We start from the raw sequence: 23103 nt of genomic DNA on the forward strand, positions 1-23103 counted from the left end.
GTGGGAGAGTATGTCGCCGCCTTTTTTTATAAAACCCTATTCATTTATTTGGATAGGGTTTTTTGTTTTATACTTATAGGCGAACTCAAGTTCGCGTACCTGACTGCCGGCAGGCAGGCCTGAAGCCCACTGGCTTCCTCCTCTTAATATCAAATGCCGTCTTTTTTTTTCCCGAGCGTAGCGAAATGACGAAGGAAAGCCCTATTCATTTATTTGGACAAGGTTTTTTGTTTTATAAATTCTTCGAATTCAGGGAAATACTGTATATACTATTGTTATTTGTTTGGAGAAATTATCAATTTAAGACTAATTGCGTGAGGGATGGGAGAGGTTACCTTGTAACCCGGACAGCCCGGCCCAAAGGGGCACGCCATAATTATGTAAATGATAAGCATAGTTCTGTAAGAAGTGTTGGAGGCTTTATAGCGAAATTTACAATGTCATTATTCTTTTAAACAGACAATCATTGGCCCTAAATTTTACTTATAACTTTAAATTATTAGAACTATGAAAAGAGTAATTATGGTAATCGCAATGATTACGCTATCAACAACGGATGCTTTCGCACAAGCAGGTGAGAAGACAAGAACTGATAACCGTTCACAAATATCCTTAGGGATAAAAGGAGGTGTTAATCTCTCCAATGTTTATGACTCAGAAGGAGAAAATTTTGTTGCCGATTCTAAATTAGGATTTGCTATTGGCGGTTTTCTTTCACTTCCTCTTGGGAGGTATTTTGGGATTCAGCCGGAGGTTTTATTCTCGCAAAAAGGATTTAAATCTACCGGTACTTTTTTGGGGAGTAGTTATGAAATGACCAGAACTTCTAACTTTATTGATGTCCCAATTTATGTTAGTTTCAAGCCGGTTGAGAATATATCGATTTTATTTGGTCCGCAGTTTTCCTATTTAATGAAACAAACGGATAAATTTGAGGGTGGGACCATTTCGGCTACACAGGAAAATGAATTCAGTAATGCTAATATTGAAAAAAACATCTACGGACTTGCAGGTGGTGTCGATTTTAATATTGATCAAATAGTTTATGGTCTAAGAGCCGGTTGGGATGTGAAAAACAATAATGGTGACGGAACTTCGGATACCCCACGGTATAAAAATATGTGGTACCAAGCCACGATTGGTTACAGATTTTAGAATAATGATTGATGTAAATAAAAAAGCTCCTGAATTTAGGAGCTTTTTTTATATGATTTATTGTTTTTCAATCCATTCTCTGGCATTGACAAAAGCTTCAATCCATGGAGTAACTTCGTCTTTTTTATCACTTGGATAATGCGCCCAATTCCATGGGAAAGTAGAACGCTCAATGTGTGGCATCATCACCAAATGTCTTCCGGTTTTGTCGCACATCATTGCGGTATTGTAATCGGAACCGTTTGGATTGGCCGGATAACCTTCGTAAGCATATTTGGCTACTATGTTATATTGACTTTCTTCGTAAGGCAAATGGAATTTTCCTTCGCCATGCGAAACCCAAACGCCAAGTGTAGTTCCAGCAAGTGTTTTTAGCATCACCGAATGGTTTTCTTGTACTTTAACCGAAGTAAAAATACTTTCGTGTTTGTGGGAATCATTGTGCTTCATTTTTCCGTGAATCTTGTGTTCCGGATTGATGACTTCTAATTCCATGAACAATTGGCAACCATTACAGATTCCTACTGATAAAGTGTCTTCGCGTTTTAAGAAGTTCTTTAAAGCAGTGTTGGCTTTTTCGTTGTATAAAAACGCTCCGGCCCAACCTTTAGCTGAACCTAATACATCCGAATTCGAGAAACCACCAACGGCTCCAATGAATTGTATATTTTCCAAAGTTTCACGTCCCGAAATCAAATCGGTCATGTGTACGTCTTTGACATCAAATCCGGCCAAGTACATCGCATTGGCCATTTCGCGTTCGGAATTACTTCCTTTTTCGCGGATAATTGCAGCTTTTGGGCGTGGTTTTGAAGCGTCAATTACGGGTTTTAAACCAGTGAAATGACTTGGGAATTGGTATTGTAATGCTTGATGGCTATAGTTGTTAAAGCGCTCTCTAGCCCTATTGTTTTTGGATTGTTTTTGGTCTAACAAATAAGAAGTTTCAAACCAAACATCTCTTAAAGTCGGAATGTCGAATGTCAAATGTCCAAAGTCTAAAGTAGCTGTTGATACAGCTTTTCCAATTTTGAAGAACTCGATTCCGGCTAAAGCTTTTTCGAATATGGCATCTTCTTTCGCTTGAAGTACCAAACCAATATTTTCTGCGAATAAGATTTTCACCAAATCTTTTTCTTCAAATGAACTGAAATCAATTTTAGCGCCTAAATGATTATCGGCAAAACACATTTCTAATAAAGTCGTAATCAAACCACCGCTTCCGATGTCATGTCCCGCCAAAATTTGTCGGTCTTTGATTAAATCTTGAATAGTATTGAAGGCTTTTTTGAAGAAAGCAGCATCTTTTATAGTTGGCGTATCGTTTCCGATTTTATTTAATACTTGCGCAAAAGAACTTCCGCCCAATTTAAACTCGTCTTGCGACAAATTGATATAATAAATCGAACCGCCATTTCTTTGTAAAACAGGTTCTACTACTTTAGTAATATTCGAACAGTTTCCGGCCGCAGATATGATTACCGTTCCCGGTGCAATTACTTCGTCGTTCGGGTATTTTTGTTTCATGGAAAGTGAATCTTTTCCGGTAGGAATGTTGATGCCTAATTCGATAGCAAACTCAGAACAAGCTTGAACCGCTTCGTACAAACGGGCATCTTCACCTTCGTTTTTACAAGCCCACATCCAGTTGGCTGACAAGGAAACGCTTTTTAAATTCTCTTTTAACGGAGCGAAAACAATATTCGATAAAGCTTCGGCAATGGCATTTCTGCTTCCGGCTGAAGGATTAATTAAAGCCGAAATAGGAGCGTGACCGATTGAAGTCGCAATGCCTTCTTTTCCGTTAAAATCTAAAGCCATCACACCTACATTGTTCAAAGGCAATTGTAATGGTCCGGCGCATTGTTGTTTGGCCACTTTTCCGCCAACGCAACGGTCGACTTTATTGGTCAACCAATCTTTACAAGCCACAGCTTCCAATTTCAAGACATCTCTTAAATAATCTTGGATATAATCGCTACTATATTCTAAATCGGTGTAATTTCTATCGATGGTTTTATCCGCCATAATGGTTTTTGGCGAACTGCCAAACATGTCTTCTAAAGCGAAATCCATTGGTTTAGCACCGGTCGTTTTGCTTTCAAAAGTGAAGCGTTGGTTATCGGTTACATCACCAACTTGATACATTGGAGAACGTTCTCTGTCTGCAATTCTTTGTAAAGTGTCGATGTCTTTTTGACCAATGACTAATCCCATTCTTTCCTGAGATTCGTTGCCAATGATTTCTTTAGCAGAAAGCGTTGGGTCACCGACAGGCAATTTATCCAAATCAATCAAACCACCGGTTTCTTCTACCAATTCAGAAAGACAATTCAGATGTCCTCCAGCACCGTGATCGTGAATAGAAACGATAGGATTGTTATCGCTTTCCACCAAACCGCGAATGGCATTAGCCGCGCGTTTTTGCATTTCAGGATTCGAACGTTGGATGGCATTTAATTCGATTCCGGAACCAAAAGCACCGGTATCAGCAGAAGAAACTGCTGCGCCACCCATACCAATTCTATAATTTTCTCCACCAAGGATAACGATTTTATCTCCGGCACTCGGTTTCTTTTTGATGGATTGGTCTAATTTTCCGTAGCCAATGCCACCGGCTTGCATGATAACTTTGTCGTAACCAAGCTTTCTGTTTGTATTTGGTTCATCCTCAAATTCGGACGGTTCTTGGTGTTCAAAGGTTAGAATCGAACCGGTAATCAAAGGTTGTCCGAATTTATTCCCGAAATCGGAAGCACCATTGGAAGCTTTGATTAAAATATCCATCGGCGTTTGGTACAACCATTTTCTTTCGGTCATTCCATTTTCCCAAGTTCTATTGTCTTTCAAACGAGAATATGCGGTCATATAAACAGCAGTTCCGGCTAGCGGTAATGAACCTTGTCCACCGGCTAATCTATCACGAATTTCTCCACCCGAACCGGTTGCGGCTCCGTTAAAAGGTTCAACTGTGGTTGGAAAATTATGTGTTTCTGCTTTTAAGGAAATCACCGAATCAAATTCTTTGTTTTCGTAAAAATCAGGTTTGTCGGCACTTTTTGGTGCAAACTGTGTCACTCTTGGTCCTTTGACAAAAGCCACGTTATCTTTATAAGCCGAAACGATATCGTTTGGATTTTCGGCAGATGTTTTTTTGATGAGTTTGAATAAAGAAGTCTCTTTTTCTTCTCCGTCAATGACAAAAGTGCCGTTGAAGATTTTGTGACGACAGTGTTCCGAATTGGCTTGAGAAAAACCAAAAACTTCTGAATCGGTCAGTTTACGCCCAATTTTCTGCGCCACACCATTCAAATAATCGACTTCTTCTGAACTTAAAGCTAAACCTTCTTGTTGGTTGTAAGCGGCAATATCTTCAATCTCTAAAATAGGGTCCGGCTGGATATTAATGGTGAAAATATCTTGGGTCAGCTCGCTGTACTTTTGTGAAAGCATTGGGTCGAAGTCTGTAAAATCAGTCGTGACCTTTTCGAATTCTTCAATTCTAATGATGCATTCAATACCCATATTTTGAGTAATTTCAACGGCATTGGTGCTCCAAGGGGTTACCATAGCGGCACGTGGACCAACAAAAAAATCCGTCAGGACGGATTTTTCTATTTTATGCGCGTTGTCAAAAAGCCAGTTTAATTTTGAGATAGTTTCTGCCGAAAGCTCGTTTTGCGTTTGCACGGCAAAAACGGTATTACTTTCGTTTCCGAAGAAATGAATCATTGTGTTGTTGTTTTAGTGTGTTGTTGCCTGTCTGCCGACAGGTAGATAGGTGCAAATTTAGGCTAAAAAAACGAAACCCAAAATCAGTTTTGAAAAAATTAATCCTCGGGAAACACAATCGAATTGTAGGCACCTAAATCAAACACACCATTGCGCGAATTTCCTAAAATATCATTCGGAACGCCTACGTTTACGCCAAAGTCTTTGGCATCCGAATCGGCTCCGATAAACAATTTATTATTAAAAATATCCAAGAAATCAGGCGTGCCGTTTTTAATGATTTCGTTAGTGTCATTAATAAAAGCATAATCAGGATTGTTGGTAAACTGATTGTTGGAGTTGTTGAATTTGATTTGGCACTTGCTGAAAATGGGTGCAGTCCAATTGGTTTCCGGACTAACTGTGCTTTTGTCTAAAAACAACTCAATTTGATTAGAACCAAAAATAATACAATTGTAAAAATTGGCTTGTTCTAAATCGAAAGCCACTTCTTGGTTGGTCGTATTGTCTGTGTAATAATTGTCAATTTTAACTGCCAGTTGCTGGGAACTCGACCAATTGTTGTTGAAAGTACAATGTTTGAATTCATAACTACCACCAAGTGTACAAGCCAATGCATATTGGCCAGCAGTATTAATGACTAAGTTTTCACCATATATTTTTGCCGTTTTAGCATAAATTCCCATATTCGAACAATCATAAATTTGACTGTTTTTGATGGTCGTGGTAGTACCGTCATTGTGGTCGATTAATAAACCAATAATGGCGTTTTTCAGGGTCAAATGTTCAATATAATTGTTGGTACTTCCGTCTGTTAACCAAATTGTTCCCCATTGTCCCGGAATGTCTGAAAAATCGGGTTCCAATCGGTCGCCTTCGAAGATGACTTCGTTTTCAAGCGCTTCTGTGGTGGATAATTGACCGTTAACTCTTAACGAACCGCCACTGCCGACAATCAAACCTGATTCGGCATGAAAATGGACTCTTGCACCGGGTTGAACATTAAGCGTTTTTCCGGTGGGAACTGCGGCATAACCATAAATCACATAAGGTTTCTCATTGCCCCAAACATATTCGTTGCCGTTAACCGGGTCGTTTTCATCCAAGAAGAAACCATACACTTCGTCATCACCTATTGGCAAAGTTTCAGTGGTACCATCAGAAAATCTCTTAGGATAAAGGAAATAAGCATCTTGTATTAAGGTTACCAATTCTACTTTTTGGAAATTATCACCGCTGTCAAATTGGATTTGGTCAGTATAAAGGAAATCAGTCGGATTGGCTGAAGCAACATCAGAAGTGACTTCTATAAAAATATACAAACTGTCTTTGGCTAATAACTCTACATTATGAAACACGCGGTTGTTTTCGCCTGTCATACCGTCAACCGTCATGCGGTATTTGGAAGCTTGTCCTCTGCCTAATTGGATTGTTGGAATGCTAATGTCTTTATCACTTTTATTATACACTTTCAAAGTATAAGTGCTCGAACCGATATCGGCAAAAACCGTATCTAAATAAACCGTGTCTCTGGAAAATGTCAAATCGCCTGTGCTGGGCTCGAATTGAAAGTCTTCACGACAAGAGCTTACGGAAATGGCTAAACCAACAATGAAAAGGATAATAATATTGCGCATGTATGTTGAATTTTGGTAAATGTAGGTATTAAAGTTTAATTTGAAAATAGGTCAATTTGAAAATTTGAAGATTGACTTTACAAATAACGAGAAAAAGGCATTTTTAGTATTTTCATTTTACCAGCTTTTTTCTCTGTGCCAAATAAGTAGTATTTTTACAAAAAAAAAGCTATGTCATTTGATAAAGAAAAAATACTCCAATTATGCAACGAATGGTGTAATAACACTTTGATGCAAACTTTAGAGATAGAATATATTGACGCCGGAGAAGGATTTTTAACCGCCAAAATGCCGGTCAATTCCAGAGTTCACCAGCCAATGGGATTATTACACGGCGGTGCAACGGTAGCTTTAGCGGAAAGTGTAGGAAGTGCGGCTTCGTTAATGTTTATCAATACCGACAAACAAGAAGTGCGTGGCATTGAGATTTCTGCCAATCATTTGAAAAGTAAACGTGAAGGCATAGTGTATTGTACCGCCCGAATTATTCACCAAGGTAGAAGTATTCACCTTTGGGAAATAAAAATCACCGATGAAAATGACAAACTCATTTCGCTTTGTAAATTGACCAATATGATTTTACCAAGAAGATAATGACCGATTTATTCATCAAAGTCAAAACACACCAAGAGCAGCAATTGCCTTTTGTATTGTTTGCCAAAACCAATTCGGATAAAATGATTGGTTTGTTCCAAAAGAATGACCATTTGTATTTTCTGGAAGATTTTGCGGCTAAAGGATTTGTTTTTGCTCCTTTTGAAGCCGATTTGATTCCGTTTATTCCTCAAAAGGAATCGGATGTTTATGTGGAAAGGATAGCGGTTAAAGATTATTTGGTTCCCAATAGCATATCACCAGAAATCGATGAAACTGCCAAAATAGTCTTTGAAAATTTGGTTCAAAGAGGTATCGATGCGATTCACAAAGGCGCTTTTGAAAAAGTGGTTTTGTCCCGAAAAGAAGAAGTGCTTTTGCGACAATTTGATTTAGAAGCGGTTTTCAAAAAGTTAATCTCTTTTTATCCGAGCGCTTTTAAATATTGTTTTTACCATCCGAAAATAGGACTATGGATTGGAGCAACGCCTGAACAGTTTTTGAAAATCAATCAAAAATCATTACAAACCGTAGCGCTAGCCGGAACGCAAGTCGCTACGAATTCGGAGTCGGTCATTTGGCAAGAAAAAGAAATCGAAGAACAACGCTTGGTCACCGAATTTATTACAACAGGTTTGCAGGATAGAGTCAGTGAAATGACTGTTTCAAGTCCGTATTCTGTCAAAGCAGGAAATCTTTGGCACATAAAAACCGATATAACGGCGACTATAAAATCAAAAAAAGCCAAAGGCGAAATCATAGCAACATTGCACCCAACATCAGCTGTTTGTGGTTTGCCAAAAGAATCCGCAAAAGCATTTATTTTAAAAAATGAAAACTACGTGCGAGAATATTATTCCGGATTTTTAGGCGAGTTGAATATCGATTTCACCACGTTCCGAACCGAACAATCCGATTTGTTTGTTAACTTGCGGTGCATGAAAATTGTTGGCGATACAGCCGTACTTTTTATCGGTTGTGGGATTACCAAAGACAGTGTTCCTTCGGATGAATTTACGGAAACGGTGAATAAATCGATGACGATGAGGAAGGTTTTGAATTAAAAAAAGTTGTAAGTTGTAGGTTCCAAGTTATAAGTTAAAATGCAGCAACCTACAACCCAGAACTTATAACATACAACAAAAATAGAAATATGAAACTAGATATACTTGCTTTCGGAGCACATCCTGATGATGTAGAATTAGGTTGTAGCGGCACCATCGCCAAAGAAGTTTCCCTCGGAAAAAAAGTAGGCATTATCGATTTGACTCGTGGCGAACTCGGCACCCGTGGTTCAGTGGAAATCAGGAACAATGAATCAAAATTGGCGGCTGAAATTCTCGGAATTTCGGTTAGGGAAAACTTAGACATGCGCGATGGTTTTTTTGTCAATGACGAAGCACACCAAATGGAAATCATCAAGCGTTTGAGAAAATACCGTCCGGAAATTGTGATTTGCAACGCAGTGGAAGACCGACACATTGACCATGGCAAAGGCAGCAAATTGGTTTCGGATGCTTGTTTTTTATCGGGTTTGAGAAAGATTGAAACCACTCATGAAGGTGTTGAACAAGAAGCATGGCGACCAAAAGTAGTTTATCATTACATCCAATGGAAAAATATCGAGCCTGATTTTGTGGTGGATATCACTGATTTTATCGCTAAAAAAGAAGCCGCTATCTTGGCTTACGGTTCTCAGTTTTATTCTGAAAATTCTAATGAACCTGTGACTCCGATTGCCACCAAAAACTTCTTAGAAAGCATTCATTATCGTTCACAAGACTTCGGTAGATTGGTTGGCGTAGAATATGCCGAAGGTTTCACCGCTGAAAGGTATTTGGCTGTCAATAGCTTATCGAATTTGATTTAAAAAAAATAAAAAATCTTTGCAAAACTTAACTTTTGCACTATATTTGCACTCGAAATACAAATGGTGATTGTAGCTCAGTTGGTTAGAGCATCGGTTTGTGGTACCGAGGGTCGCCGGTTCGAACCCGGTCATTCACCCAGAAATAAAAAGTCCTGAGAAATCAGGACTTTTTTTGTTTGTTTAGGTGTGGATTTATTATTCATCCTTCTTATCCACAACTAATTTATCTTTTCTATTGGCAATTTCCCATGCAATGGCAAAAGCATATTGCGTGCGTTTGGTTAGGGCATCAAATTCTATCTTGCTTACTTCATCCGAAGCTTTGTGGTAATCGGCATGTGTTCCGTTGAATAAGAATACGGATGGAATTCCATTTTTGGCAAAATTATAATGGTCGGAACGATAGTAAAATCGATTTGGGTCGCTTTTATCGTTGTATTTGTAATCGATATTAAGATTGATGTATTCTTTGTTTACGCTTTCGCAAATGTTGTAAAGGTCAGACGATAAATAATCGGAACCAATGACATAAACATAATTATTACTGTCTTTGTGAAAATCGTCGCGACGGCCAATCATGTCTATATTGACATCGGCTACGGTATTTTTTAAAGGAAACAATGGATTCTCCGAATAATAACGGGAACCATGCAAACCGTGTTCTTCACCGGTTACGTGAAGGATAAGAATGGAACGCTTTGGTCCGTGACCTTCGTTTTTGGCCTTTTGAAAAGCAACCGCCATTTCCATTAAAGCTACTGTTCCCGAACCGTCATCATCGGCACCGTTATATACTTGTCCGTTTTTAACCCCAACGTGGTCGTAGTGTGCTGAAATTACAACAATCTCTTCCGGCTTTTCAGAACCTTCTATATAAGCCCAAATGTTCTCTGAATCGGGAAGGTTTTCATTTCTTTTGGTATTTAAAAATGCAGCCGGAACGGGTTGGTAATAATCTTTAGCTCCTTTTGGAAAAGAAACACCATTCTTTTTGTAGAAATCAATCATGAATTTACCGGCTTTTTTTTGTCCGTCACTACCGGTTTCACGTCCTTCAGTTTCGTCGGAAGCGATATAAGTTAAATTGGTGCGCAAACTTTCGGTTGAAATGGCATTGATATAAGTATTCGGATTGGCTTTGAAGTCAGTTGTGGTTTTAACGACTTCTTTTTGAATATTACAGCTTACAAATAGTGTAATGAGTAATGATAGCGTGATTATTTTTTTTGTCATGGTTAATGAATATTAATAAATGAAAAGAAGAAAAGCCCAATCAATATAAAGGTTAAGATAAACAGATTGATAAAAAAGATAAAGATACCTTTGATTATGGTTTTAAACCTACTTTGTTCATAAAAACGATGATGCGCCGGGAAAAAATAGTAAAGCATGTAGACAATAATAACCGATTCAACTATGTAGCTTATGATGTTTATAATTTGATATTGGACAAACAACTCAAAAAAGAAATTGAACAATTCAAGTATTAAAGAAGCCAATAATAAAAATGAAAAATAATGTAAGGTGAAAATACCATGGTCAAAATAATACCAGCGCTTTTTGCTTTGGAACAACCATAAAATGAATGCAAACAAAGGCATGTAAATAAATAAAGCTTTCGGAATATTGCGAATGACAGATTCCTTCAACTTTTCATAAACTTCTTCTTTGGTATTTCCTTTTTTGACCAACAAGATTTTTTTGTTGGCCCAGTACTCTAAATCAGTGAGTTTTTCATCGGCTTTGCCAAATTTTTGAATCGAGTCTAAATGCTCTACCGAATGATAACCAAAATTCATATAATCGCTACCGTCATTCCTTTCTTCCCTTCGAGTGACTTCTTTTTGCAACGAATCGGCGGCTTTCTTATCGATATAGCCATTTTTCTCCATGTTGGCTATCCATTTCTTTTTTTCAAGATTGTCTTGTGCTATTTTAATAGTGTCAGTTGTAATGGTTTGCTCTTTGGCTGCGGTTTCATTCACTTCAACAACTTCATCACTTTTACTGTCCGGTATAACCGAAATCAAAAAGAAAGTGACAAAACTGATAAAAATATAAAGCCGAATAGGCGCCAAGTATGACATTCGTTTGCCCGAAAGGTATTCTTTGGTCAACGATGAAGGCTTAAAAATTAAGTTTCTGATGGTTTTCCAAAACGAGTTTTCGTAATGGGTTAAGTCTTCAAAAAAATGAATAAACAACTGAACAAAAGTTTTGCGGGTATCAGTGTTTTCCTGACCGCAATTGGGACAGAATCTATTTTCAACAACGTGACGACAATTTAAGCACGTTTTGTCTTTTCTTAGCGGATTATTGGACATAACTTTGTAATACTATTCAATAGGTAAATCTATAAAATTATTTCTATTTTTGAGAAACAAAATCCAAAACCATGCAATCTAAAGCGCTAACTCCCGAAGATTATATAAATGAATTGCCTGCCGACAGAAAAGAAGTGATTCAAAAACTCCGAAAAGCCATCAATGACAACTTGCCAAAAGGCTTTCAAGAGTCGATGGGTTATGGCATGATGGGCTATTGTGTGCCGCATTCTATTTACCCAAACGGCTATCATTGCAATCCCAAAGATCCGCTGCCTTTTATGGGTTTGGCTTCGCAAAAAAACTTCATTGCTTTTTACCATATGGGTATTTATGCCGATAAAAATCTGCACGATTGGTTTGTGGCGGAATATGGGAAACGATGCAAATACAAACTCGATATGGGAAAAAGCTGTGTGCGTTTCAAGAAGTTTGACGATATTCCGTATGATTTGATTGGGGAAATGACGCAAAAAATCTCAGTACAAGATTGGATTAATACCTACGAATCAGCCTTTAAGAAAAAATAAATGATCGTTATAGAAAACAATACCGACTCCAATTTTACCGATATCAGAGCGATTGCTAACGAAGTTTGGCCTAAAACTTACGGTTCGATTTTGGGTCAAGCCCAATTTGATTATATGATGAACATGATGTACAGCGTGGCATCGCTTCAAATGCAAGCCAACGAAAAGCAGCATCATTTTATTTTGGCCAAAGAAAACGGTAGGGCAGTTGGTTTTGCATCCTATGAGTTTAATTGTAATCAAATAAGTAAAACCAAGATTCACAAAATTTATATATTGTCAACCCAACAAGGGAAAGGCATAGGCAAAGTTTTATTGGATTATATAGTCAAGGAAGCCAAAAGGCAAGACAACAAGGCGCTGTTTCTGAATGTCAACAAATACAATTCGGCACAACATTTTTATAAAAAACTGGGTTTTGAGATTACAGTAGAAGAGGTAATCGATATTGGTCAAGGTTATGTTATGGATGATTATGTAATGGAAAAATCGATACTTTAAAATGAATAAATGGCATTTCTAAAAAAAATAAACAGCAAAGCAAAACCCGATAGCAATACCGGATTTGGTACCAATGCAACCAGCTATGGCGGTCGATTTATCACGAAAAGCGGTAACGCCAACGTTAAGAAAACCGGGATTGGTTTTTTTGACAGCATCAGTTGGTACCATACAATGGTGAATATTCCGCGCTGGAAATTCATGTTGATTATAGTCTCGTTTTATTTTGTCGTGAATTTTTGCTTTGCCAGTATGTATTACATGATAGGTGTTGAGCATTTAAAAGGAATCAGCGCAACAACATCTCTGGATAAATTCGGACAAGCTTTTTTCTTTAGTATTCAAACTTATACGACTGTAGGTTACGGACATATCAGTCCGAGTGGTTTTTTAACCAGTTTTTTGGCGGCTGTTGAAGCGTTGTTTGGTTTGCTGAGTTTTGCCATTGCAACGGGTTTGTTCTATGGAAGATTCAGTATGCCCAAAGCTTTTTTGATGTTTTCGGACAATGCTTTGATTGCACCTTTTGGTAATGGAACAGCTCTTATGATTCGACTTTCGCCATTTAAAAACACCAATCTTACTGATGCTGAAGCCAAAATAACTTTGGGAATGACCATAGAAGATAATGGTAAACTAGTTAACAAGTTCTACAATCTCGATTTGGAATTGTCAAAAGTAAATGCGTTGACCTTGAGCTGGACATTAGTGCATCCGATTACAGAAAACAGTCCGTTATATAATTTGACGCAAGAAGATTTTCAGAATATTACCGGTGAAATTTTAGTGTTTATAAAAGTTTTTGATGATATGTTTAGTACGACTGTGGTTAAACGCACTTCTTATTCTTTTAGTGAAGTGGTTTTTGGAGCCAAATTTCTACCGATGTTCTCCAGAAGCTCCGATGACAACCGAACGGTATTGCATATTGATAAACTCAATTTATTTGAAAAAGTGATTTTATAAAAAAATCCCCTGAACTGTCAGGGGATTTTTTTATTTAAGCGTAACATCTAAAGTTACGGCTACTTTTTTGGTGAGTTTCTTACTGACTACACTCGGGATTTCAATATCAAAATCATCGGTGTTGACCGAGAAATTAGAATCTATTTCTACACCGGCATCAGTTTTCTTGATTTTTGCCATAATGGTGATGTCTTTTGTTTTTCCGTGTAGTTCTAACTTGCCTTTAATGGTATAATCTTTTGCCGTTGCTGAAAGTTTGGTTAAATCAAAGTTGTCAATTTTACCTTTAAAAGTAGCTTTCGGATACTTATCGCTTTCTACATAATTTTCGTTGAAATGTTCTTCCATCAAAGCCACTTTAAATCGAAATCCTTTCATCAAAGCCAAACTGGCAATTTCTCCGTTGGCCGGATTTAATATACAAGTTACGGCTTCGTTTTTGGCTTTTACTTCTTCAAAAGCAGGCACTGAAGCTTCAAAAGTTATTTTTCCGGTTTTGGTCACTAGTTTTGTTTGGGCAAAACTTTGCGCAGAAACAAATAACAAACTGTAAAACAATATTTTTTTCATAACAATAGTTTATTCGATTAAACCTTGATTGGCCCAAGCAGAGACTTGATCGATAACCGCTTGCGGCAAACGAGTTCCGCCATTGGGCATCATGCCTTCCGCACCTTGCGGTCTGGATATTCTGTTTAATAATCCGCGTTCAAGAACCGCTTGTTTCACATTTTCGTATGTTGTTAATGACATAGGCGCTCCGTTTATCGGTGTGGCGGCGTGGCAAGAGATACAATGGTTGTCGATGATGCTTTTTACAGTGTTGGTATAAGTTACTTCATCAAGACCGTCAATGCCTGATAAATCATCAGAAGAATCATTGGTACAACTGCTGACAAGAACTGTGCCGAGAACAAATAGTGAAATTAAGAAGGTATTCTTTTTCATGATTTTAATTTTTTTTGAATAAATTTAATAAATAAAATGACTTAAGTTTACATTATGTAATTATAAATTAACGTTTTTATGAAGAAAAAGGTTTTCATTTTAGCAGTTATTATTTTGGTGGTTGGTTTTGGAACCTACAAATACATTTACCAAGATCATAGAGACATAGCTTCTGAAGAGGCTAATTTTACGACCACGGTTCAGGATATTTTTACTTCTTTTACGGAGAATGACAGTTTGGCGAATGCTAAATATTTAGACAAAACGGTAGCCTTACGCGGGAAAATATCTAATATCGATTTGGAGAATAAAATCATAACGATTGATGAAAAGTTATCTGCCCGATTTACCGATAATTTTCCTGAAAATATAAAACCTCAAGACTCTATTACTTTAAAAGGACGTTTAGTAGGTTTTGATGATTTACTTGAAGAAATTCAAATGGATCAATGCACTTTGGTTGAGTAATATTTAAAAAAAAAAATTGTTTAAAAATGTAATTATCAAACTATGAAAAAAGCTTTATTATTGTTATTGTTTCCCTTGAGTGTTATGGCCCAAGACGATTTGTTGAATGAAATTGACACCGCAGCTACCGGAAAAAGCAAAGTAGAATCTGCTTTTAAAGGATTAAAAATTGTCAATCTCGAATCCACTAAGTTGGCCGCCAAAGGCGATTTGTATTTTATAGTTGCCCACCGATTCGGTTCTGTTAAAGATGGTTTCGAAGGTTTCTACGGATTGGATAATGCGGTTACCCAATTAAAGTTTGTATACGGATTAAACGATTGGTTTACTATCAGCGGTGCGAGAAGCGAAATTGCTTATGATTTTTCGGGTAAGTTTTTACTCAAATCTCAAGAAACCAATGGATTCCCTTTTGCGATTGCAGGATTTACCAGTTTGACCATTAACAATACTTTAAAGGAAAGCCTTTATCCGGAAATGGAGTTTAACAATCGGTTGACATATGTTGCTCAACTTTTGGTTTCAAGAAAGTTTAATAATAATTTGTCTTTAGAGTTGGCGCCAACTTATTTTCACGAAAATTTTGTGATTGATGACAACCAAGACAACAGTCAATATGCTATCGGAATGGGAGGAAGGTATAAGTTTGCTAAGCGTTGGTCTTTAAATATTGATTATGCAGCCCATTTGAACCGTTCAAGCAGTTCGCCGTTTCGCGACCCACTTTCTATTGGGGTTGATTTAGAAACCGGCGGTCACGTTTTCCAAATGCACTTTAGCAATTCTCAAGGAATGCATGAAGCTGGTTTTTTAGGCAGTACAGCTGGCGATTGGGGTAAAGGAGATGTTTACTTTGGATTTAATTTGTTGAGAGTATTCTAAATCACATAAGACTATAAATAAAAAGTCCTCTTGTTTTGTTCAAGAGGACTTTTTTTATGAATAAGAATTCGGTGAATTATTCTTTCACGAATTTTTGAGAGTAATCTTTTCCTTGGGTGTCTTTCAACATCAAAATATAAGTTCCGGTAGCCAATTGGTTAACGGTGATTGTTTGATTTTGAACACCACTTTCTTGTACCATTCTTCCATTCAAGTCAAATATTTGAGCTGATGTGAATTCTACAGGATTGGCAGTATTCATGGTGATGTTGATATTGTTTTTAACCGGGTTAGGGTACACTGTAAATACAGAGTTTTCAAAAGAGTTGTTCCCCAATGTTGCGCCTTCGGTAACCAATAATAATTGGTTAGGAGTAACATTGTTATAAGTATCAACAATGCCCGATGGCCATCTGATGATTACTTGATCAATTGTAGTCGCTGTTCCGATACCGAAATGAGCATTAAGCGTACTCATGTATCTGAAACCTTCACCACTGCGAACATCTCTGATTTGTTTGCCCCAAGCACCGTAGATTTCAACTCTGGCACCAATTCCGTTTCTATTACTTTGAATCCCTTGGAAAGCTAATTTAATCCAATTGTTACCGTTTGGAACTGCATAACGAATTGTACTTCCATTTTGAATATCCAAGAAACCATCATTGTTCAAATCTCCGATTGCACCAACACCAATACCTGTGTAAGATACACCGGCAAAAGTATTGTTTCCTTGGTTGAACATGATCTTATTACCACCACCTAAAACATCTACTTTACCGTCATTATCAAAATCGTAAGAGACATTGTCAATATTGGTTGAAGTATTGGTGTCCCAACCTGATCCGGTAGTAATGTTTGTAAATGCACTTAAAGAATTAGTTGTTTCAAAATTGTTTCTGAAAAATTTATGAGTACCTGCACTGGCTGTAATGATGATATCCATATCACCATCATTGTCATAATCAGCAACTCCTGATGACCAAGTTTGAATCGGAGTCACATTTATTCCTGTTTCTACAGAAACATTGGTATAGGTATTTCCTCCGTCATATCTGAATAACTGACATGGAGGTCCTGAACATTTTGAAATAAACATATCGGTATCGCCATCATTATCAAAGTCAGTAAATAAAGTAGCATAGTTTCCACCACCGGAACTTAAATTCATAGCTCCTGTTGTAGTATTGGATTGATAATAAGTTAAATTACCTGCTCCGTCATTTAAATAGTAAACGTTTGGTGCAATATCATGACAAGAAAATAAATCTAAATTACCGTCATCATTTAAGTCAGCAAAGTTTGTTCTTTGACAGAAAATGTATTGCCCAGGAGTAATACTAGTATATCCAGTACCTGCGTTTGAACGCCAAATAGAAATACCACTTCCGTTTCCTAAAATCAAGTCGTTGAATCCGTCTCTGTTGTAATCACCGGCAGCCAAACTCCAGTTAGGCATTAAGCTACTTCCTGTGATTGGATGATCTGTTACAGTTAATGTACCGCCTGCTCCTTGATAGTGTACTCTTAAATTATTATTACTAACACCAATAATGTCATCTAAATTATCTCCGTTCATATCAACCATACAAATGTTATAGCCACTATTTATAGTGCTTATAGTTTGACTTACATAAGTAATTGGTATTACCGGTGGCACCACAATAGGTGCTTCAGATAATTGGAAGGTAAATCCATTATTGTTTGGAGTGGTTAACCAGCGATTATCCCAAGCAATGTAGTAAGTGGTACCGGCAGTAACATTAAATACATCTACAGAAGAATAATTCGCACCACCATCATCATCTCCACCAAAACAAGTCAAAGCCGCACATGTTCCAGTGTAAACGTGGAATCGAGTATCAATTCTAGGAGTGTTTTGAGCGATATCTGTAGATATGGTAACTGTGTAATTTTGAGTTGGTGTATAAGTATACCATTCTCCGGCAGGAACACGATTGGTTGTCGGAACGGCATCACCACCTTGACAAGGTGTGGGAACTTGCGTCCCGTTAATTGGTCCAACCACATGCAAACCTGCGGTAATCGGAAGTGCCGAAGCACAAGTGTCTTGCGCTTTTGTAAATTGTGCTACAAAAAGCAAGGCAATAATTAAAGTAATTTTTTTCATTATTGATGGTTTAGTTGATTTATTAAATTTTTATTTATGGACAAGTGGTTAATGAATTAATCCATTCTTCTATAAGGGCAACACCTTCTTCATGTATTAATGTTCTTCCGTGAAGTGGCATTCTATATGATTCTTCGGTAGTGTTGATTCGGTAATATAACATTGATCGATCAACATTCCCCGGTTTGATAATGGTATTGTAAGCACTCGGAAAATCCTGCATGTCAGCCGTTGGAACACACACACCCATATTAGCATGACCATTAGCACTTCCTGTTTCACTGTAGGCAAAACGCATCGGTCTGTAATCACAATGTCTATCTTGGGCATGACAATGGGCACAATTAATGTCAAAATAGGCACGAACTCTAGATTCTAATGGCTTAGAAGTATCATCATAATTTACAACAGTGTTCTCAGCGCTTGGGAAAGTAAAATTGTCTTCTAAATAGCCTTGTTCAATCCATTTGGTCAATTGATTTTTGGAAACGGAACCGTAGTTGTAATTGAAGTTTAAATTTTGTGGTTTAATACCAATAGGAATATAAGTAGTTACCTCACCGCCCGGAATTTCAACTCTTTGTTTGTGGCAAACGATACATTGCACTTCAGACGGAATTCTGTAATTCACGCTTCTAATGACATTGTTTTCATCTTTCCAACTTATAGGAGTGTAACTTCCAGCCAAATCTAAGAAAGCTTCAGTTTGTTCTGCATTCCAAACATAATCAGCAAAAATCCAACCGGAATCTTTGCGAATCATGATTCGGGTTTCAATTATTTTTGTAACATTTTCAGGTTGTACATTGTCGTAATAGAAGTTTTTTATCAAAACAGCACCAATTGGTAAGTCTAAAATTTTAGCATCGCCATCATAAGTTGCTTTCATACCCGTTGGCATCCAAACAAATCTTTTTTTGTGGGCATAATCACTAAAAAGTACACTAGATGGTTCGTAAGGAATTACATTTAAAGCAGGAATCAAATCCTTCATTTCACCTTCAAAGAATTTATAGTCCGATAATTTAGGATAAGGAACTTGAGTCAAGTCTACAACCACCGGAGAAACAGGTGTGTACTCATCATCTTTGTCGGAACAAGAAGTAAAAACGGTAAAAATTAAAAATAATACAAGTGCTTGTAGGTAATTCTTTTTCATATGATTTTTTAAATGCAACCCAAAAATAATAAAAATTTTATAATAACCTATTAATTATCTAATTAGTCCCAATTTTTTTTTAATTTTAATAAGAATAGTTCAAGTTTTGTTCTAAAACTCTAATAACTTTACATGGTAATTCTTAAGTTTTTCCATAGCCTCTTTCGATTTGTAATCAAATGCTTCTTCGTGTTGGTCTTTATCTTTTTTGAGTGAAATCATTTTAATACAATTACAAAAACGCCTAACTTCTTCATCATTGGCTAAAATCAATCCCGGAACGGCAATATTGATGCCGTTTTTGTCTTTGGCAACCATCGTAAAATAACTTGAATTGCAATGTTTTACAACACCGGTTTGGATGTTTTCTGCTTCTACGCGTATACCTATAATCATCGAACTTTTGCCCACATAATTCACACTGGCTTTCATAGTTACCAGTTCGCCAACCTCAATAGGATTCAAAAAATTAACAGTATCAACCGAAGCCGTCACACAATAATGTCCGGAGAATTTAGAAGCACAAGCAAACGCAATCTGGTCGAGTAAAGACAAAATATAACCACCGTGAATTTTACCGCTGAAATTGGTGTGCGAGGGCAACATCAATTCGGCTATGGTAATTTTGGAAGCATCTACGGATTTGAATTCGCTATTCATCTTTTTCAGCTCGGGTTAAGATATTTTCGGGTAAAGCTTTTTTGGCTTTGGCACCCATTTTTTTCAATTTTTCAACACTGGTCACCAAGTTTCCTTTACCATCAACGAGTTTGTTCATCGCACCTTGGTACTCAACTTTAGCTTCGTCCATTTTCTTCCCAATCTTCACCAAATCACCAACAAAACCTTCGAATTTGTCATACAAAGCACCGGCTTGACGCGCAATTTCCAAAGCGTTTTCTTGTTGTTTTTGATTCGTCCACATACTGTCAATTGTGCGCAATGTGGCCAAAAGGGTAGAAGGTGTAACAATCACTATATTCTTTTCAAAAGCTTTGTTGTACAGCGAAGTGTCTTCATTCAAGGCTAAAGCAAAAGCAGATTCAATCGGAATAAACAGCAAGACAAAATCAGGACTCTCCATTTGATACAAATCCTGGTAATTTTTCTCGCTCAATTGATCAACATGGCGTTTTAAAGCCATTACGTGCTCTTTCAAATGTTGGGTTTTGGCATCATCATCTTCTTCATTAATATAGCGCTCATAGGCAGTCAGCGTCACTTTAGAATCAACAACCATTTTCTTGCCATCAGGTAAATTAATCACAACGTCCGGGAAAACACGATTGCCTTCTTCGGTTACAAAACTCTGCTGTACTTCATACTCACGACCTTTTTCCAAGCCCGATTTTTCTAAGACTCTTTCTAAAATCAGTTCACCCCAATTGCCTTGCATTTTACTGTCGCCTTTCAGTGCTTTGGTCAGGTTCAATGTTTCTTTGCTCATCTGCTCATTCATTTCGCGCAAGCCTAATATTTGTTGGCGTAGCGCCGCATGATAATCAATGCTTTCCTTGTGTGTGTCTTCGACCTTCTTTTCAAACAATTGAATTTTGTCTTGAAGCGGCGTTAAAATATTTTTTAGGTTTTCTTTGTTTTGTTCAGTGAATTTGGTCGTTTTTTCTTCCAGAATTTTGTTGGCCAAATTTTCGAACTCTTTGGTAAACTTCTCTTGTAGTTTCTCAACTTCTTCTTTTTGCTCCTTGTTGCGTTCCCAAAGATTCTCAAAATCTGTCTCTTTTTTCGACAGTTGAATCGCCAAGGCTTCTTTTTCGGTGCGAATGTTTTCCCGCTCTTGAACCGTTTGATTCACTTGATTTTTTAACTGTTCAATTTGTTGCAGCAAACCATTAATTTTTTCTTCCAAAGAAGCTTTGTCCGATTGAGATTGGGCGGCGAATAGTTTCTTGCCAAGGAAAAGTCCAATGGCTAAGGCAATGATAAAGGCGATGATGGTCATTAAATTATCGTTCATATATTTTTAAAGAATAAGAGTTTAAATATACAGAGATTTAGGTTAAAATTGGTTTGTGTTTTGAAAAATGTTTTAAATTGGCATCGTTTTTGGAAAAGTGTCAAATTATACAAACAATAAAATAGTACAACCAATTTTAAACCTTAAAACTATGATTAAAAAAATTACTTTATTAGTTCTTTTGTTGATTTCGTTTTCAACTTTTGCTCAATTAAACGGGCCGGTCGGACATTTAACCATCTTTTCAGAAGACGGTGATAAGTTTACCCTAATCCTCAATGGCGAAGTGATTAATGATGTGCCGCAAACCAATTTGAGAGTAGAAGATTTAAACCAACCTTATTACAATGCCAAAATCAGATTTGAAGACAAATCCTTGATGGATATCTCAAAAAACAATTTGATGTTGACCGATGTGGACGGCATTTTTTCTGATGTAACCTATAAAATTAAAAGAGACAAGAACAACAAAACCAAGATGAAACTCAATTATTTTTCATCCATTCCTGTTCGTCCTGATTTTATTCCACCTTCCAATGTTCACGTAATTCATTATGGTCAACCAAGACCGGTGGTTGCTGTTCAGCAAACCGTGGGAAGTGTTTCTCAAACTACTACTACCACAACTACTCAAACCGGTGGTGCATCAGTTGGTGTTGGTGTAAATGTAGGCGGTGTTAATATGGGGGTAACCATAAACGATACAATGGGCGGTGGAGCAGTAACACAAACGACCACAACCACAACGACTAATGTTGGTGGCACTCATGCCGTTGATTACGAGGAGCCAGTAAGAGGTTGTAACGGTAGAACTTGTATGACATCCGGCAATTTTAATACAGCTTTAGCCACGATTAAAAAACAAAGTTTTGAGGATACCCGTTTGAAAACTGCCAAACAAGTGATTACTGCCAATTGCTTAAATGTAGATCAAATTATCCAAATTGCCAATACCTTTAATTTTGAAGACAACAAATTGGAGTTTGCCAAATACGCTTACGATTACTGTATTGAGCCAAGAAATTATTTCAAGCTCAACGGCATATTCTCTTTCAGCAGCAATGTAGATGAATTGTCGGATTATGTGCAGAGTCGTCAATAATTTTATTTCAAATTAAAACAACAAAGGCCATTCTTTTCGAATGGTCTTTTTATTTTTGCCAAAATCCGTTTTATGCAGCACCACTTCTTAATTCACAAACCACACGGTTATTTAAGCCAATTCATCTACGCCAAAAAACGCAATAAAAAGTTGCTCGGAGAATTGTATAATTTTCCCGAAGGAACCATGGCAATAGGGCGTTTAGATGAAGATTCGGAAGGGTTACTTTTATTGACTACTGATGGCATGATGAGTGAAATTGTAAGAAGCAAATCGGTCGAAAAAGAATATTACGCCCAAGTTGATGGCATTATCACGCAAGAAGCGGTTGAAAAATTAAAAGGCGGAGTTGAAATTGGGTTCAATGGCATTCGTTATACGACCAGAAAATGCGAAGCCAAACTCATAACCCAATTGCCCGATTCCATTGGCGAAGGCAGAAAAATTCGCGATGAACGTCACGGACCAACAAGCTGGGTTTCTATAACTTTAACAGAAGGCAAATTTCGCCAAGTGCGAAAAATGACTGCAGCTGTTGGATTTCCAACCTTAAGACTAGTGAGAATCCGCATCGGAAATATATCTTTGCAACTCAAAGCCGGCGAAGTTTTAGAAGTCGATAAGTTCAACGTCTAACAATCTAAGAAGTCTAACAATCTAACAATCTGAAAATGCTTAACATTGTTTTAGTCGAACCCGAAATCCCCAACAACACCGGAAACATTGGTCGTCTTAGCGTCGGAACCCAAAGCCGTTTGCATTTGATTCACCCATTCGGATTCGAAATCAATGATAAAAATTTAAAACGTTCCGGTTTGGATTATTGGGTGCATTTAGAAGTGACTGAATATATAAACGTTGCCGAATGGATGGCCCAAATCAAGGATAAATCTAGAGTTTTCCTGATGAGTTCACACGCCACAAAATCTATTTATGAAGCCGAATTTCAAGACGAAGATTGGTTGGTTTTTGGGAAAGAAAGCGTAGGTTTAAGTCAAGAAGTTTTAGCCCAATTCGAAAACCATTTGACCATACCAATGTCGAATTTAATTCGCAGTTATAATATTGCCAATTCTGTTGCCTTTGTGGTTGGCGAAGCGAAAAGACAGATTAATTTGAAATAGTATTC

At 37.3% G+C, this 23103-nt stretch carries 22 protein-coding genes and 1 tRNA gene; 13 read left to right on the forward strand and 10 right to left on the reverse strand.

Annotated features, from left to right (window positions below; translation table 11 throughout):
* Window positions 1-507: 507 nt before the first annotated feature.
* Window positions 508-1155 carry a porin family protein gene (locus ACK4HO_RS09500; protein ID WP_409665218.1) on the forward strand — a complete coding sequence of 216 codons (648 nt, stop codon included), beginning with the start codon at window positions 508-510 and terminating at the stop codon, window positions 1153-1155.
* Between the two features lie 57 nt (window positions 1156-1212).
* On the opposite strand, the gene purL is transcribed toward ACK4HO_RS09500, so the two are convergent.
* Window positions 1213-4887 (reverse strand): phosphoribosylformylglycinamidine synthase, encoded by a 3675-nt coding sequence (gene purL / locus ACK4HO_RS09505; RefSeq protein ID WP_409665220.1) that lies wholly within the window; start codon window positions 4885-4887, stop codon window positions 1213-1215.
* Between the two features lie 98 nt (window positions 4888-4985).
* Entirely contained in the window at window positions 4986-6524 is a 1539-nt protein-coding gene (locus tag ACK4HO_RS09510; protein WP_409665222.1) for a hypothetical protein, read from the reverse strand.
* A 171-nt stretch (window positions 6525-6695) separates the two neighbouring features.
* On the opposite strand from ACK4HO_RS09510, the gene ACK4HO_RS09515 reads away from it, so the two are divergent.
* The 4 genes from ACK4HO_RS09515 to ACK4HO_RS09530 all read left to right on the forward strand — a co-directional run bounded on the left by ACK4HO_RS09515 (window position 6696) and on the right by ACK4HO_RS09530 (window position 9126).
* Window positions 6696-7118 carry a PaaI family thioesterase gene (locus ACK4HO_RS09515; RefSeq protein ID WP_409665224.1) on the forward strand — a complete coding sequence of 141 codons (423 nt, stop codon included), beginning with the start codon at window positions 6696-6698 and terminating at the stop codon, window positions 7116-7118.
* Complete coding sequence (locus ACK4HO_RS09520; RefSeq protein ID WP_409665226.1) at window positions 7118-8182, forward strand: isochorismate synthase; 1065 nt, start codon at window positions 7118-7120, stop codon at window positions 8180-8182. The genes ACK4HO_RS09515 and ACK4HO_RS09520 overlap by 1 nt, the downstream gene beginning before the upstream one ends.
* Window positions 8183-8271: 89 nt before the next feature.
* Complete coding sequence (bshB1, locus tag ACK4HO_RS09525; RefSeq protein WP_409665228.1) at window positions 8272-8988, forward strand: bacillithiol biosynthesis deacetylase BshB1; 717 nt, start codon at window positions 8272-8274, stop codon at window positions 8986-8988.
* 62 nt (window positions 8989-9050) lie between these two features.
* A tRNA-His gene (locus tag ACK4HO_RS09530) sits at window positions 9051-9126 on the forward strand.
* A 57-nt stretch (window positions 9127-9183) separates the two neighbouring features.
* On the opposite strand, the gene ACK4HO_RS09535 is transcribed toward ACK4HO_RS09530, so the two are convergent.
* Together ACK4HO_RS09535 and ACK4HO_RS09540 are read right to left on the reverse strand one after the other, a co-directional pair.
* The gene (locus ACK4HO_RS09535; protein ID WP_409665230.1) at window positions 9184-10221 is read right to left on the reverse strand and encodes a M28 family metallopeptidase; all 1038 of its coding nucleotides are present in this window, start codon (window positions 10219-10221) and stop codon (window positions 9184-9186) included.
* Window positions 10222-10223: 2 nt separating this feature from the next.
* Window positions 10224-11192, reverse strand: coding sequence for a DUF3667 domain-containing protein (locus tag ACK4HO_RS09540; RefSeq protein ID WP_409665232.1), 969 nt, complete (start codon window positions 11190-11192; stop codon window positions 10224-10226).
* 191 nt (window positions 11193-11383) lie between these two features.
* On the opposite strand from ACK4HO_RS09540, the gene ACK4HO_RS09545 reads away from it, so the two are divergent.
* The 3 genes from ACK4HO_RS09545 to ACK4HO_RS09555 are packed head-to-tail and all read left to right on the forward strand — an operon-like array spanning window position 11384 to window position 13309.
* Window positions 11384-11842 (forward strand): DUF1801 domain-containing protein, encoded by a 459-nt coding sequence (locus tag ACK4HO_RS09545; protein ID WP_409665233.1) that lies wholly within the window; start codon window positions 11384-11386, stop codon window positions 11840-11842.
* Window positions 11843-12343 (forward strand): GNAT family N-acetyltransferase, encoded by a 501-nt coding sequence (locus ACK4HO_RS09550; protein WP_409665235.1) that lies wholly within the window; start codon window positions 11843-11845, stop codon window positions 12341-12343. It begins immediately after the preceding gene.
* Window positions 12344-12352: 9 nt separating this feature from the next.
* The gene (locus tag ACK4HO_RS09555; RefSeq protein WP_409665236.1) at window positions 12353-13309 is read left to right on the forward strand and encodes an ion channel; all 957 of its coding nucleotides are present in this window, start codon (window positions 12353-12355) and stop codon (window positions 13307-13309) included.
* Between the two features lie 30 nt (window positions 13310-13339).
* Here the strand turns inward: ACK4HO_RS09555 and ACK4HO_RS09560 are convergent, their stop codons facing one another.
* Window positions 13340-13879 carry a YceI family protein gene (locus ACK4HO_RS09560; RefSeq protein ID WP_409665238.1) on the reverse strand — a complete coding sequence of 180 codons (540 nt, stop codon included), beginning with the start codon at window positions 13877-13879 and terminating at the stop codon, window positions 13340-13342.
* Window positions 13880-13888: 9 nt separating this feature from the next.
* On the reverse strand, window positions 13889-14257 hold the full coding sequence (locus tag ACK4HO_RS09565) for a c-type cytochrome (protein WP_409665240.1): 369 nt from the start codon (window positions 14255-14257) through the stop codon (window positions 13889-13891).
* A gap of 78 nt (window positions 14258-14335) precedes the next feature.
* Between ACK4HO_RS09565 and ACK4HO_RS09570 the strand changes: the two genes are divergently transcribed.
* Together ACK4HO_RS09570 and ACK4HO_RS09575 are read left to right on the forward strand one after the other, a co-directional pair.
* Window positions 14336-14725 (forward strand): OB-fold protein, encoded by a 390-nt coding sequence (locus ACK4HO_RS09570; RefSeq protein WP_409665242.1) that lies wholly within the window; start codon window positions 14336-14338, stop codon window positions 14723-14725.
* Between the two features lie 42 nt (window positions 14726-14767).
* A complete protein-coding gene (locus ACK4HO_RS09575; protein ID WP_409665244.1) occupies window positions 14768-15607 on the forward strand; it encodes a DUF5777 family beta-barrel protein in 840 nt (279 codons plus the stop codon).
* A gap of 76 nt (window positions 15608-15683) precedes the next feature.
* On the opposite strand, the gene ACK4HO_RS09580 is transcribed toward ACK4HO_RS09575, so the two are convergent.
* The 4 genes from ACK4HO_RS09580 to rmuC form a co-directional block, all read right to left on the reverse strand.
* A complete protein-coding gene (locus tag ACK4HO_RS09580; RefSeq protein WP_409665246.1) occupies window positions 15684-17738 on the reverse strand; it encodes an FG-GAP-like repeat-containing protein in 2055 nt (684 codons plus the stop codon).
* Between the two features lie 34 nt (window positions 17739-17772).
* Window positions 17773-18897 (reverse strand): hypothetical protein, encoded by a 1125-nt coding sequence (locus ACK4HO_RS09585; protein WP_409665248.1) that lies wholly within the window; start codon window positions 18895-18897, stop codon window positions 17773-17775.
* A 111-nt stretch (window positions 18898-19008) separates the two neighbouring features.
* Window positions 19009-19557, reverse strand: coding sequence for an acyl-CoA thioesterase (locus ACK4HO_RS09590; RefSeq protein WP_409665250.1), 549 nt, complete (start codon window positions 19555-19557; stop codon window positions 19009-19011).
* On the reverse strand, window positions 19550-20872 hold the full coding sequence (gene rmuC / locus ACK4HO_RS09595; RefSeq protein ID WP_409665252.1) for a DNA recombination protein RmuC: 1323 nt from the start codon (window positions 20870-20872) through the stop codon (window positions 19550-19552). The genes ACK4HO_RS09590 and rmuC overlap by 8 nt, the downstream gene beginning before the upstream one ends.
* Before the next feature lie 151 nt (window positions 20873-21023).
* On the opposite strand from rmuC, the gene ACK4HO_RS09600 reads away from it, so the two are divergent.
* The 3 genes from ACK4HO_RS09600 to ACK4HO_RS09610 all read left to right on the forward strand — a co-directional run bounded on the left by ACK4HO_RS09600 (window position 21024) and on the right by ACK4HO_RS09610 (window position 23098).
* Window positions 21024-21974, forward strand: coding sequence for a DUF4476 domain-containing protein (locus ACK4HO_RS09600; protein WP_409665254.1), 951 nt, complete (start codon window positions 21024-21026; stop codon window positions 21972-21974).
* Window positions 21975-22046: 72 nt separating this feature from the next.
* Window positions 22047-22610 (forward strand): pseudouridine synthase, encoded by a 564-nt coding sequence (locus ACK4HO_RS09605; RefSeq protein ID WP_409665255.1) that lies wholly within the window; start codon window positions 22047-22049, stop codon window positions 22608-22610.
* A 35-nt stretch (window positions 22611-22645) separates the two neighbouring features.
* On the forward strand, window positions 22646-23098 hold the full coding sequence (locus ACK4HO_RS09610) for a tRNA (cytidine(34)-2'-O)-methyltransferase (RefSeq protein ID WP_409665257.1): 453 nt from the start codon (window positions 22646-22648) through the stop codon (window positions 23096-23098).
* The last annotated feature ends 5 nt before the right edge of the window (window positions 23099-23103 follow it).

It is taken from the genome of Flavobacterium sp. (genome assembly GCF_046296355.1).
In the GTDB taxonomy this organism is placed as follows: Bacteria; Bacteroidota; Bacteroidia; order Flavobacteriales; family Flavobacteriaceae; genus Flavobacterium.